The following is a 12,199-nucleotide window of genomic DNA, read 5'->3' on the forward strand; positions in this document are numbered from 1 at the left end:
GCGTTTATCCCGCAATCACGCAGCTTTCAAGCAAGCAGTTTCCGTAAGCTCTTGGCGCTGATTTTGCTTGGACGCTTTGGGGTGGCTCCGATGACGCTGAGCATCGCAAACGTCGTCGCCAAAGATGCCTCATCAAACTTGCCGGCGAGTCGCGATGCCGCCCTCGCAGCTGATCTTCCTGCGAGACATGCGCGCGACCGCGCTTCTCGTGGCATTCGGTCTGATCCTGCGCGTGCCGTTTCGCGCGCACGCGCTTGCGAATGGCACGCGCCATCCTCGACACGTTGGCCACCGCAACTTACATGACCGCTATCGCGATGACGGGTCGTCGTCGATCGCGGTGGCATTGGCAAGCTGCACGTGCACCGTGCAGCCTGCCGGCGTGCAGGACTGGCAGCCCCCTGAGCGTGCGTGGATCTGCGATGGTCGTCGCCCGTGTTGCCACCTTCAATATACAGAGGCAAAAGTGGGTGCACGGCGCTGGGTGGCCATCGCCCGCCGCATTCGCCTGCTGGTCGCGTTTCGCTCAGCATACTTGTCTCTTGCGGGTACTTCCTGATGACTGTCGGCACTCAGGAAGGCTAGATCGGCGTGATCGCGCCGTTCAGAAGCCTGGGGGGCTGATCTCCTCCGCGCTTCTGGGTTATGCGATCTGGGGCTACATGCCCAATTCCCTGGCATGGGTCGGCATGGCATTGATCGTCATCGCCGGGTTCCCGCTGGTTCGAGGTAGCGACGCGATTAAGGTTCGTTGTTACGCCGCAAGCGATGCATTCGAAGAGACGCTCGCCTTGCAAAGCGGCGCTTCCATCAGAGGCGATTCGCTGGCGTACGAGAACTATGGCGTGAATGCCGACCGCTCGAACGCGGTGCTGGTCTGCCATTCGGCAAATCGCTCGCATCACTTGGGAGGTGAGTACGCGGCACAACCGAAAAGGTGGTGGGACAACCTGATAGGGCCCGGGAAGCCCGTGGATACCGACCGCTGCATCGTCATCAGGCATCAACAATCTCGGCTCCCGCTTCGGCTCCGCCGGCCCGATACACGTGATCCTGGGCACCGGGCGTCGTCTACGGGCCGGAGTTTCCTGTGGGGACGGTAGAAGACTGGGTGAATGCGCAGGCGCGGTTGGAGCTGCCGAAGCAAATGCGCAACAAGAGTGTGCTAGTTCATGTCGCGATCGACCAAGGCGGGTGCTTCGAGACGATACGGAGACGAGCCTTCCTTTGCCCTTAACGACCATGACTAGCTTGAAGCCGTCAGTGCCTCCATTGACTGCCGATGGATCTGGTGAGATCTCCACAGAACCATTTCCATCCAATCTGGCTTCTGAGGGTAGAAGTGGAGCTTGGAAGCATTTCGGATGCGCCGCCCAAGTTCTGAATCGGCCTCCTCCGGTCGATGCATGAACATCCACAGGTCATTGCGCGCTGCCTCTCTTGCGCGCGCAGCGTCGTAGGTCCCGAACTCCAGGCAGACATAGGTATGGCGATCGCCCAGAATCCTCTGCCAAAACTCGTCCTGGCAACCGTGCAACACAACAGCCGAAGAGGTTCCTAGCTCCGGAGAAGTGACAGATGGCCCAAAGATGCTTGTCGCTCGTTCATAGCCCGCCAGGCCGGATGCCTGCTCGCATTGCAACTCCCCATAACCATAAGGGCCGAGTCCGGTGTGGTAATCGATGATGATGACTTCATCGCGAGCCGCGACGTTGAAGTCCACCGCAATTTGCTCCAGAGTTCGCCGTGCGTCAGTAGGCCCGCTCCCGCCATAGAACGCCCCGCCAGGCCTGGTGTACTGTCCCGAGCCCCGCGCCTCCCGAAATTTCCGGTCGCCATGTGCTGATCGATATCCCTCGATCGCAGCCTCTGCGCGCTGAATGCTCTCTGGACCGATATCCGCAGGGACAAGATAGGCTGCCAGTTCCTCGTAGCCAGGATTTGCAGGCAGTGGCTTCGAGAAATCAATGAAATTCCTATTAAGGTCGCACCCTTCTGCGGTCACGCGGCGATCCCATGCAAACCCGTAGCAGTTCAGGGCATGAACGAACAGCACCGCAGTGGAGGCAGGAAGCTTCTCGTGGAATTTGGCTCGCATGAACAGAAGCTGTGCCGCAGAACCACAATAGCCCTCAGGACCGTGTGTGGCCGAAACCAGTACCAAGAGTTTCTTCGCATCCGGTCTTCCGAAGTAGGCCGCATCGGTAAAGAGATTCTCACCTGAAGGTCCTTTTGCAGTGCAGGGGTACGCTATCGCCGTGGGTGCGTCGACGAGAAACTTTTCGCGCGCGTCGGAGTAGGTGTTGGAGAAGAGAACCGGAATGGCGCTCCTAATACTGTCGAAATTTTCCACTTTGCTAATCCTTTCACCAAGCGGGGCGTGATTGAAAATACCGGGCAATCATTGAATGACGTTTGAACTCGTGCAGATTCGAAAAGGCATGCAGGACCTACGCCCGCCCGAGGGCGATCACTTCAGCCAGCCGACTGTTACGGAGAACGGCAGCCATGACTTCAGATTTCTTGCATCTCAGTCTGAGTGCATGTGTTCAATGCGGAGTCTTTCCACTGAAAGGGGGCCGAGCCTGCAGCGGGAGAAGCCTCTGGCTATACTATTTGACGAACAGTTTGCGCGGTATCGTCGTGAGGGGATCGTGCCCGTTCTCGGTAACGGTAAATGATTGCGTGATGGTGATGCCAACGTCGTCCAGCCAGAGACCGGACATCATATGGAAGCACATGCCGGGCTGTAGGACCGTCTTGTCACCCTTGCGCATACTGGCGGTACGGGATTGACTGGATGGAGGAAAACCAATGCCGAGCGGGTAGCCGAGACGGGCTTCCTTCTCGTATCCATGGCGCGCGAGCACCTTGCTGAAGACATCCGTGACTTCCTCGCAGGTTCGGCCGGGGCGGACACTGTCCAGGCCCGAATTCAACGCCTCCACGACGACGTCCGCTAGCCCTTGGTAGGCCGGGTCGGGTTGACCGACGGAGATCGTGCGCGCGAGATTGACCTGGTAGCGGTGCCGCACGCCGAAAAGTTCGAGGTTGACCACGGTCGAAGCCGGCAGCGGCTTATCGGTCCAGGCGGCGTGGGGGGCGACCGCGTTTTCGCCGGCGCAAAGGAACGCAGGTGAACTCGGATAGGTTCCTCCAAAATCGGGAGTGCCGGACATCTGCTGGTTGTAGACGGCACCGGCGACATCGCATTCGCGCACACCTGGTTCAATCACTTCGATGGCACGCTGCATCATCGCGTCAGTGATACGACCCGCTTCGCGCATGAGGGATACTTCCGCGGGGCTCATCACAATCCGAATCCAGTTCACCAGCAGGTCGGCGTTGACGAGTTTTGCGAGCGGTAGCGCTTTCACGAGGTCGGCGTGGGCGCCCGCGGGGTAGTAGAAGCTACCCATTTCCACGCCTACCGTCGCCGTCTCGCCCACGAGTTCCTTCGACACGTCGGCCATGAATTCGTAAGCAGACAACTCCGTGGACGCCACATACTTGTCGGGGTAGGCCCTGATGTTGTCGCTCGCCAAGAAGGTGGTCATCTTCGCGGAGACGCTATCCACGAAGCGGCCGATCCAGATCGGTTCAGGATGGTTGAGCGCGACGAGCACCATCTGCGGGGTATAGAACGAGTAGGCGTCGTACCCGGTCAAGTAGTACTGGCTGGCAGGTTCGGAAACGAAAAGGATATCGATCCCTCGCTTCGCCATTTCTTTCTTCACGGCTGCCAGGCGCACCGCGAATTCGGCGCGCTCAAAACGCAGTTCTTTTACCATATTGAATTCCTTCGCTGTTGATTGAATCTACTCAAATACCTAGATCGCCTGTCGATGGCATCTGGTGGGACCGACAGACCATCATTTCCGGCCAATCGGCTTCCTGGGGGTAGCAGCGTCGCCTAGAGGCCCTTCGAATCCTGCGACTCAGCTCGGTATAGTCCTCTTCCGGCCGATGGTCGAACAACCAGTGGTCGTGGCGTTGCGCCTTTCGGGCATTGTCGGTGTCGTAGGTGTGTCGATCGCCGAGAAGAGGCTGCCAGAACCAGAACTCGTCCTGTGATTTCCGCTTGGCCTCCGGATCCGTAGTCGAGAACACCTCGGCGGCGACTTGGATTGCGGAATCTAGATTCATTCTGCGCGCCTCATGCACTCAAGAGACAGACGCGAACGCCATCCGACAGAGGTCGGCGAGGTCATAGATCGGCAGCTTCGTCCTAAGACGGATCGCCGGCGTCACCATCGGAAACCCGGTGCATTCGAACAGGAACGCTCCAATGTCCGGATGCTTCGCCCTCAGGTGATCGACGCACGTTTCGACATCCTTCTGGATGGAGGAGACCGGCGTGACAGGAGGCGGGCGTAGCATCTCGTTGCGCAACAGTTCGCCGCCTTCAATGCCCCCGATTACGATCCTCGCCCGTTCGCCGGGATCGTCGATCCCCAGCAACTCTTCGCCGAGGTTCGTGGAATCTGCGGTCACGACGGCGATCTTGGCGGCTCTCGGTACCTGTCGGAGCAAACTCGGCAACAGTAGCAGACTCGACAACACGACTGGAACATTGACCGCCGCTGCTACTGCTTCCTGGTGCCGGCTGGAGAAGCCGCAATTCGCACTTATAGCGACGGCGCCTCGTTCCACCAGGCGCCGGGCGGCTGTGATGAAAGCCGGCTCGAGTGCCGGGTCCCCGCGGATCACGTTTTCCGCCCAGCCTCCCTCTATGGTTTCCACGATCACGGGGAAGTCCAAGGTTGTCGCAAACCTGGGAAGCGGGGCAGGAGTGCCAGGCGGCAAACCCCGTTCGAGGTTCAGGATGCCGAAAAATTTGGTGGTGGGCGATGTCATCTTTGGTGTTTCACTACCTCACAACAATGTAATGTTGGCTCGGCGAGCAAAGACGGCAAAAGTCGCCCCCGAATCGAAGGATTGCTGCGAATATAAGGGCCGCGGCTCGCGCCCATTCCAGCATGCGCTTGCCGGCTACGCGCGCTGGCATTGGCAACTCGCGGCCCGTGTCTGCTAGGTTTGCCGGAAGTTCAGGATCGTAGTTTCGTCAGGAACGGCTGCTCAAGTTCAGCCCGGCGAAGTTGCTCAGCGAAGCCGCCCGTACAGGGCTTCCTCCGTCGCCGGGTTCGCTCAGCGCGGACCAGCTCTGCATCAGGTAACTCGCAGCATCTATTCCAACGGATACGGGCCTGCGGCGCCAGCCGTCCGTCAGGTAGAACGGCTCCGTGACGTTTAGCAGCGCCTTCCATGGCACTACCAGCTCCATCTGATGTCGTTTCCGGCGTATGCCTAAAGTTCAGAGCAAGTAGGCTCGGCCAATCCAGTGCGCTGATCAGAATCAGCGCCTGACAGCGTGCACGCGAAGAGCCCGACGCGCTCAGAACCACCCGTGCCGGCCGCGGTGTGGGTCAAAATCCACTGAAACATTGCCACTAAACGCCGACTTCGCGCGTCGAGGCATCGGCTATTGCATAAATAAAAACCCACCCGGAACTAGACTTGAGGCATCCAAAACCAACTAGGAGACAATCGTATGAACAGAATTGCGAAGGCCATGGTGGCTGCAGCTTCCCTCGTGCTTGCATTGGCAGGTCCCACCGCGCATGCAGGCGCTGTGCTCGATCGAGTGCTGGCTTCGAAGACGCTGACGGTGGCGGTCGGGACGGACTGGGGGCAGATGTCGTTCTTGAATAGCAAACACGAACTCGATGGTTGTGACATCGACATCGCCAAGGAGATTGCGAAACACTTGGGTGTGCAGATTAAATTTGTAACGCCGGGCTGGGATCTTATCGTAGCAGGCAAGTGGCAGGGGCGTTGGGACATGGCCATGGGCCAAATGGTGCCGACCAAGGCGCGCGCTGAAAAACTTAACTTTCCAGCCGTGTACTACTACGGGCCGCAAGTCGTCGTAGTTCACAAGGATAGCAAGGCCGCCAAGCTCGCCGATCTCAACGGCAAGGTGGTCGGCGTCGCAGGAAGCACAGTGGCAGAGTCTTATGCCAATCAGAAACTCGAAACTCAGCCACTATTCCAATTGGTGCCGGGCGAGGTGAAGGCCTACGCAACCACCAATGTTGCGTTTGACGACCTTCGGCTTGGCAATGGAGTTCGTCTAGATGCGGTGGTGACTGATGGAGTACTTGCGTCCAAAGCGATCAAATCCGGCTATCCATTGAAGCAACTTGGCGTCGTATTCTTCAACTCGGGAGCTATTTCAGCTGAACATGGCGACAAGGAATTTGGCGACAAGATTGCAGCCGCCGTCAAGGGCATGAGGGATGATGGCACGCTCTCCAAGCTGTCGATCAAGTGGTACGGAGAGGATTTCAGCGTCGCCAAATAGAGATTTGAATCTATGGCGGTCCGGCTAGCCTGGGCCGCTGTCTCTAAAAATCGATGACGGACGCTTCTGAATGAACTGCTGCCATCGTTTAAAGAAGCGCCAAGTCTGAGGCAACCTGACTATGGAACAGGACCGATCAGAGGACTGATCGGGTACTTATATCCAAATCGACTGTCAGAGTTTGGGAATCAACCCATGACGGCGAACGGACAAGGTGCAGAAATTCAAGCTTCAGCAACAGGGCGTGACGCCTTACACATGGGATAGCGAGAAACCAAGATGAACGAGCAAAAAGCGATCACTAGGACCCAGCTCCGCGGGGCCGTGCAAACGGTGCGCGGTTTGGTGGCACCTGAGTTACTGGGCAACACCCTGATGCATGAACACCTGCTGTTGGATGGGCGAACGTCTGAGATGAAGGCGGCCGTCGATCAGGGACCGGAAATCACGTTGTGCAACTGCTTCCGCATCAACTATGGTCGTGTGAGAGTCCCGAACAACTCAGTGCTCGGGAGCTGGGAAACCGCGATTCATGAGGTACGCCTGATGCTGGAAGCGGGTGGGCAGTCAATCGTTGATTTGACCTGCGGTGGGCTTTCACCGGATCCCGCGGGGCTCAGGAAGATCTCGGAAGAATCCGGTGCGCACATCGTCATGGGCTGCGGCCATTACGTTGACGGCTATCAGGACGAGAGCAACAGCCAGAGGTCGGTTGAGAGCTTCGCGCAGGAAATCAAGTCGCAGATCCTTGAAGGTGCGTGGGGCACGGATGTGCGTGCAGGGATCATCGGCGAGATCGGGTGCACGTCGCCCTGGACGGATCTGGAGAAGCGGGTTCTGCTTGGCGCGCTGATCGCGCAGGCGGAAACCGGCGCAGCCTTGAACATCCATCCTGGGCGCCACCCTGATCAGCCGAAAGAGGTCACCGAGTTTGTCTTGCGGAGCGGCTACCCCGTTGATCGATTAATCATCAGCCATATCGATCGCACCATCTTTGACAGCGAACGCATGCTCAAGCTTGCCGCAACGGGGTGCGTCCTGGAGTTCGACCTGTTCGGACAGGAGCAGGCGTATTACCACTGGAGTGACATCGATGGCCTGAACGACGCCTCTCGTCTACGGTATATCCGGACGCTCATTGACCACGGGCATCTCGCGCAGGTCTTGATCAGTCACGATATCTGCAACCGGACGCGCCTGGTTAGTTACGGTGGCCATGGATATGGGCACATCTACGAGAACGTGCGACCCATCATGCAGCGACGCGGGTTCAGCGAGGAGGAAATCTCCGCCATTCTCGTCGATAACCCCAGGCGGCTGCTGACGTTCGTCTGAAGCTAAGTAGTAAGGCGATGGCCCGGCGGTAATCGCCCATAATGAGGACGGCCCGGCGGAGCTTCTCGGCGCCTATCTCTGGGTCAAGGTCGCGCCCGATGAGGGACCGGCCTGGAGCAGCTTCACATATCCCGGCATGCTGCCGGGGCACACATTCGGCCTGAATGAGGCTGGGATCGTCCAGACTATAAACAACGTCAGCCCCCACGATCTTCAACCTGTCGTGCCGCGGCAGATCATCTGCCGGGCGATTCTCGAACCGAGAGGGTTGGATGAAGCAGTCGCCATACTGAAGCGCAAGTACCGCGCCAGCGGCTTCCACCACAACCTCGGTGAGGCGAAGACGCGCCGGCTCGTGTCTGTCGAGGCGCCAGCCTCAGGCAGCGCCGTTCGGGAGGCCGCCTCGCCCCTAGCGCACGCGAAACATCTGTTCTTCAGGAATTCGACGGGTTGAAGCCGACGATCACCGACTCTTCCCGCAATCAGCAGGAGGCGGCGGACCGGATGATCGAAGAGGGTGCGCTCGCGGGGGGCGCGGAGGCGGTGCTCTTAGATGAGGTCACTCCGATCTATTGCGACAAGAACCGGTGGCACGATAGCGTCCAGACTGTCGCCACGAGCGTCTTCGCGCTTTTCCCAGACCGCGTGGAATGGCGCGTGCACGCCGCGCCGGACGAGCGCGACACGCTGAGCGGAACGATGCGGGATACGCCATGCGACGGAGTAGCACGTGAGCGCGAAGCATTTGATTCCCCCAATTGGTACCTGTCAGTCGCCAGCTGATCCTGTGCCTTTTATCGCGAAATAGGTCCTTTGCCGGTCCAAGGCGAACTCAGCGCGGGACGGCGATCCACGATCGCTGAATTTCATCGCACTCGCCTTGTCGCGCGCAGCATTTCTCTAATGGAGCCACCAACGTTGTTGAAAATAAGCGCGGAAGCGCCGCTACGATTGTCTTCTGCCTTGCACTGATCGGTGGAGCTCCACTAAGAGTGCGAATCCGAGGTCGATAGTGCCAACTGACCGTCAACTTTTGTGCACGCGAACGAATACAAAGAAAGTTTCCCCCATGCCAGCGCGTTTGCACTCACTTTGAGGGGACGCCAATCAATTTCGCCCGAGGGTGCGGAATACCTTAAAAACCGAAATCAGAAATGGATAAAACATGAAAATTCTTTGCTTGTGGCACGCAACGGACGATGAAATTGCGTACATCAGAAGCGCAGTTCCAAGTGGTGCAAAAGTTGTGGCACCAAGAGGAAGGTACTTGTCCCGATTTGAGTGCACATACTCGGACATAGAACATCACGCAGTCGATGCCGATGCGATCATCGGATGGACGCTTCCCAAAGGCATACCGGAAATTGCCGCGAATCTAAAGATTTTGTCCTGGCTGCACTCTGGCGTCGACGATCTTGATCAGATGGGTGTTCTTAGGCTAGCGAAGCAACGAGACTTCAAGGTCACAAATATTCGTGGCGCGAATGCAGTTGCGGTCGCGGAGCAAGCAATGATGTTTGTTCTAGCGCTGGCAAAGAAGACTCTATTGAAGCATCAAGCAACACGAGAGATGCATCGGTTTTTCCCTCTATTCGGAGATGAGCATCGATCGACCATGCTCAACGGACGCACTATTGGAATTATCGGTGTTGGAAGCATCGGAAGTCACATTGCGAAGTGCGCAAAGGGATTCGGCATGCGCGTTCTCGGAGTGCGGCGCAATAAGGAACGGCCGGCCGAATGCGTGGATTCTATGCACGGAATGGACGAGCTACGCTCAGTGCTTGGAAGATGTGATTACGTAGTTTTAGCCACTCCTAATACAGGCGAGACTTTCCAATTTTTTGGGGAGGCTGAGATAGCTGCCATGAAGAGAACTGCCTTCCTGGTTAACATCGCCCGTGGAAATTTGATTCAAGAGCAACCGCTCTTCGATGCGCTTACGTCAGGTCATCTGCGCGGCTACGCAGCAGATGTCTGGCCCAAGTATGAATTTGGGCGAGCCTTTCCCGAGGGCGGCGTGCCACGCCTGCAGATTCAGAAGCTTCCAAACGTAGTCGGCTCCAATGATCAAAGCCACGATGCGGATGGCATTTTGGAACGCTACATTGAGTGGGGCACCCAGAACTTGGTGGAATTTGCGGCGGGAAAGCCGCTTACGCGCGAGGTTAACCTGGACTTAGGTTATTAACCAAATGCCCGGTGATGCCTCGCACACGGCCAGGCTTCATTGAACTCGAGACCGGGACACCCGAAATAGCAAAGGATTTACAGTCATGACAGAGTTTCCGAAGGACTTTCCGGATTTCGGGCTGACGCCTGAGGAGAGGCGATTTACCGAGCGCGGCCATTTTTACGAGCGGGCCGGTATGGATGGCGCGCGTGGCGAGATCTGGTGCTACAGCGACCGGTTTTCCTACCGGCCGGGCGGGATGGTGCGCCTGCAGGTGAGTTCGACCGCCCCGCGCTTCACCATTGAGATCGTGCGCGACGGCGCGACCGAAACAAAGGTGTTTGAGCAGAGCGGCATCGCCGCGCACTGGCAGGACACGCCGGATCAGTGCTCAGTCGAGGGCTGCGGCTGGACCACGACCTTCGAGTTCAAAATTGGAGAGGACTGGCCGTCCGGCGGCTACCGCTTGACGTTGACAGCGGAGGGTAGCGATGGCCGACTAATCCATTGCCATCACATCCTCATCGTGCTGCCGCAAGCTGGCCGAAAGCCTGGCCGCATTCTGCAGGTGGCGGCGACCAGCACCTGGCTCGCCTACAACACCTGGGGCGGCTCGAACCACTACGACGGCATCACGGGCCCGAACCGTAACCAATATTCGCCCATCGTCTCAACGCAACGGCCATGGTGCCGCGGCTTCGTCGTCCTTCCGCCGCAAGCTCCGCGCGTGCCGCTGGAAATGATGCTGCCGCCCAAGACGGTACCGCGCCATCCACACAAGGAATGGGCCTACGCGACCGGCCACTCGAGGAAGTACGCCTCTGCCGGATGGGCAAGCTACGACAGCCACTTCTTCCGCTTTGCCGAGCGCGCTGGGTATGGTATCGATCTCGCCAGCCAGGACGACCTGCATTTCTCACCGGAGATCCTGCTCGATTACGACTGCGTCGTCTTCGTCGGCCATGATGAGTACTGGACCTGGGAAATGCGCGACGCGGTTGACGCTTTCATCGACCAGGGCGGCCATGTGGCGCGATTCGCCGGCAACTTCATGTGGCAGACCAGGCTAGAGGACGAGGGTCGCCGGCAGGTCTGCTACAAGTACCGGGCGCGCGCCGAGGATCCGGTCTATAAGAGCGGCGACGTTACCCGCGCCACCAATTCATGGGAGGCGCCGGAGATCGGCAGGCCCGGCGCACAGTCTTTTGGTCTCAACGCCACCAACGGTGTCTATGTCGGCTGGGGCGGCTGCACGCCGCGCGGCGTGCGAGGCTTCCCGATCTATCGGCCAGACCACTGGGCCTTCGCCGGCACTGGGCTTTTTTACGGCGACCTTCTCGGCGCCGAGAGCCACGCTTATGGCTACGAGGTCGATGGGCTGGACTACGAAATCCGCAATGGCCTGCCTTACCCTTCCCCTGCGAGCGGGGCGCCGGACGGGCTCGAAATCCTTGCTGTAGGCATGGCCACCCTGGTCGAAGAGAGCGCCGATTTGGCGCCCGAAGACGAAATCATCAGCGATGGGGACGGCCGGTTCGTCGCCGAGTTGCTGTTCGGCGAGGCGAACAGCGCCAATATTGACAAGGTCAAACGCTCAAGCGGGATGATCGTTAATTTCAAGCGCGGCAAGGGTGGGGTGTTCCATGCCGGGAGCTGCGAATGGGTGGCGGGCCTTCTCAGACAGGACGCCATGGTCGAATGTGTTACCCGCAATGTCCTCAACCGCTATCTAGGCCGCAGGTAGGAACCCCGGGGGCTAATCCGTTCGGCCGCTGATCGGAAAAGGTGACGCTTGAGCTGGCGCAGCTAAAACGACAATGGGTTCGGAGCAGTGCGTAGTGAGAGCGTTGCGTGTCGAAACGTTTCAACCTAAGCAGGAGGTCCATGAAAGCAATAGATCCGGTCGTCGGCATCTGGAAACTGAATCTGGCAAAGTCCAAATTCATCAACGGGCCGACACCATTCAATTACAAATCTGCGACGCGAACGTATACGCAGGACCCAGAGGGCATCATCACAGGCACAGTCAACGCGGTTCTGCCCGACGGATCGCTTTTCTCCGAGCAGCTAATCCTCAAATATGACGGTGAGTACTACCCCCACACAGGCAACCCTTTGATCGACACGATGTCCGGGGAGGGGGTCAACAACGGCTACACCATCGTGCTTACGGCGAAAAAGGGGGATGACGTTACCGGGGCGGGAACCCGCACGATCTCCCCCGACGGGAAAGTCCTGACAATGACGTTCATTTACATGGACGCCGAAGGCATTCTGCGCGGACACGTAGCGGCTTACGACAAACAGGAGGAGTGACACCCCTACGA

General features: G+C 58.4%; 12 protein-coding genes and 2 pseudogenes. 10 read left to right on the plus strand and 4 right to left on the minus strand.

All coding sequences use genetic code 11. The features are described from left to right. Window positions 1-154 precede the first annotated feature (154 nt). The 3 genes and pseudogenes from AC1DUB_RS27585 to AC1DUB_RS27595 all read left to right on the plus strand — a co-directional run bounded on the left by AC1DUB_RS27585 (window position 155) and on the right by AC1DUB_RS27595 (window position 1,237). Window positions 155-559, plus strand: a complete 405-nt coding sequence (locus AC1DUB_RS27585) for a hypothetical protein (protein WP_477732275.1) — start codon at window positions 155-157, stop codon at window positions 557-559. Between the two features lie 209 nt (window positions 560-768). Next, window positions 769-1,132 (plus strand): annotated as a pseudogene (gene metX / locus AC1DUB_RS27590) (homoserine O-acetyltransferase); the annotation flags it as partial. Window positions 1,133-1,147: 15 nt separating this feature from the next. Then, window positions 1,148-1,237, plus strand: a complete 90-nt coding sequence (locus AC1DUB_RS27595; RefSeq protein WP_477732286.1) for a hypothetical protein — start codon at window positions 1,148-1,150, stop codon at window positions 1,235-1,237. Between the two features lie 9 nt (window positions 1,238-1,246). Here the strand turns inward: AC1DUB_RS27595 and AC1DUB_RS27600 are convergent, their stop codons facing one another. The 4 genes from AC1DUB_RS27600 to AC1DUB_RS27615 form a co-directional block, all read right to left on the minus strand. Continuing rightward, entirely contained in the window at window positions 1,247-2,353 is a 1,107-nt protein-coding gene (locus tag AC1DUB_RS27600) for a DUF2817 domain-containing protein (protein WP_477732276.1), read from the minus strand. Between the two features lie 259 nt (window positions 2,354-2,612). Then, window positions 2,613-3,791, minus strand: coding sequence for a M24 family metallopeptidase (locus AC1DUB_RS27605; RefSeq protein WP_477732277.1), 1,179 nt, complete (start codon window positions 3,789-3,791; stop codon window positions 2,613-2,615). 31 nt (window positions 3,792-3,822) lie between these two features. Further along, window positions 3,823-4,146 (minus strand): hypothetical protein, encoded by a 324-nt coding sequence (locus AC1DUB_RS27610; RefSeq protein ID WP_477732278.1) that lies wholly within the window; start codon window positions 4,144-4,146, stop codon window positions 3,823-3,825. An 18-nt stretch (window positions 4,147-4,164) separates the two neighbouring features. Then, window positions 4,165-4,857, minus strand: a complete 693-nt coding sequence (locus AC1DUB_RS27615; protein WP_477732279.1) for an aspartate/glutamate racemase family protein — start codon at window positions 4,855-4,857, stop codon at window positions 4,165-4,167. 694 nt (window positions 4,858-5,551) lie between these two features. On the opposite strand from AC1DUB_RS27615, the gene AC1DUB_RS27620 reads away from it, so the two are divergent. From AC1DUB_RS27620 to AC1DUB_RS27650, 7 genes and pseudogenes are all read left to right on the plus strand, one after another. Next, entirely contained in the window at window positions 5,552-6,364 is an 813-nt protein-coding gene (locus AC1DUB_RS27620) for a transporter substrate-binding domain-containing protein (protein ID WP_477732280.1), read from the plus strand. Window positions 6,365-6,643: 279 nt separating this feature from the next. Continuing rightward, window positions 6,644-7,699: a phosphotriesterase family protein gene (locus tag AC1DUB_RS27625; protein WP_477732281.1), complete on the plus strand. Its 1,056-nt coding sequence runs from the start codon at window positions 6,644-6,646 to the stop codon at window positions 7,697-7,699. Window positions 7,700-7,727: 28 nt separating this feature from the next. Next, a pseudogene (locus tag AC1DUB_RS27630) lies at window positions 7,728-8,153 on the plus strand (C45 family autoproteolytic acyltransferase/hydolase); the annotation flags it as partial. Continuing rightward, on the plus strand, window positions 8,150-8,482 hold the full coding sequence (locus AC1DUB_RS27635) for a hypothetical protein (RefSeq protein WP_477732282.1): 333 nt from the start codon (window positions 8,150-8,152) through the stop codon (window positions 8,480-8,482). The pseudogene AC1DUB_RS27630 and the gene AC1DUB_RS27635, both read left to right, overlap by 4 nt. Window positions 8,483-8,864: 382 nt before the next feature. Then, on the plus strand, window positions 8,865-9,890 hold the full coding sequence (locus tag AC1DUB_RS27640; RefSeq protein ID WP_477732283.1) for an NAD(P)-dependent oxidoreductase: 1,026 nt from the start codon (window positions 8,865-8,867) through the stop codon (window positions 9,888-9,890). An 85-nt stretch (window positions 9,891-9,975) separates the two neighbouring features. After that, the gene (locus AC1DUB_RS27645; RefSeq protein WP_477732284.1) at window positions 9,976-11,616 is read left to right on the plus strand and encodes a N,N-dimethylformamidase beta subunit family domain-containing protein; all 1,641 of its coding nucleotides are present in this window, start codon (window positions 9,976-9,978) and stop codon (window positions 11,614-11,616) included. Between the two features lie 140 nt (window positions 11,617-11,756). Further along, window positions 11,757-12,188, plus strand: coding sequence for a hypothetical protein (locus tag AC1DUB_RS27650; RefSeq protein WP_477732285.1), 432 nt, complete (start codon window positions 11,757-11,759; stop codon window positions 12,186-12,188). Window positions 12,189-12,199 lie beyond the last annotated feature (11 nt).

This window comes from Polaromonas sp. P4_F9, from assembly GCF_056401235.1.

Bases quoted from the DNA above. Each gene is read 5' to 3' on its own strand.
- AC1DUB_RS27620 (WP_477732280.1), top strand. From the start codon at position 5,552: ATGAACAGAATTGCGAAGGCCATGGTGGCTGCAGCTTCCCTCGTGCTT.
- AC1DUB_RS27610 (WP_477732278.1), bottom strand. From the start codon at position 4,146: ATGAATCTAGATTCCGCAATCCAAGTCGCCGCCGAGGTGTTCTCGACT.
- AC1DUB_RS27585 (WP_477732275.1), top strand. From the start codon at position 155: ATGCCGCCCTCGCAGCTGATCTTCCTGCGAGACATGCGCGCGACCGCG.
- AC1DUB_RS27615 (WP_477732279.1), bottom strand. From the start codon at position 4,857: ATGACATCGCCCACCACCAAATTTTTCGGCATCCTGAACCTCGAACGG.
- AC1DUB_RS27640 (WP_477732283.1), top strand. From the start codon at position 8,865: ATGAAAATTCTTTGCTTGTGGCACGCAACGGACGATGAAATTGCGTAC.
- AC1DUB_RS27605 (WP_477732277.1), bottom strand. From the start codon at position 3,791: ATGGTAAAAGAACTGCGTTTTGAGCGCGCCGAATTCGCGGTGCGCCTG.
- AC1DUB_RS27650 (WP_477732285.1), top strand. From the start codon at position 11,757: ATGAAAGCAATAGATCCGGTCGTCGGCATCTGGAAACTGAATCTGGCA.
- AC1DUB_RS27595 (WP_477732286.1), top strand. From the start codon at position 1,148: ATGCGCAACAAGAGTGTGCTAGTTCATGTCGCGATCGACCAAGGCGGG.
- AC1DUB_RS27645 (WP_477732284.1), top strand. From the start codon at position 9,976: ATGACAGAGTTTCCGAAGGACTTTCCGGATTTCGGGCTGACGCCTGAG.
- AC1DUB_RS27625 (WP_477732281.1), top strand. From the start codon at position 6,644: ATGAACGAGCAAAAAGCGATCACTAGGACCCAGCTCCGCGGGGCCGTG.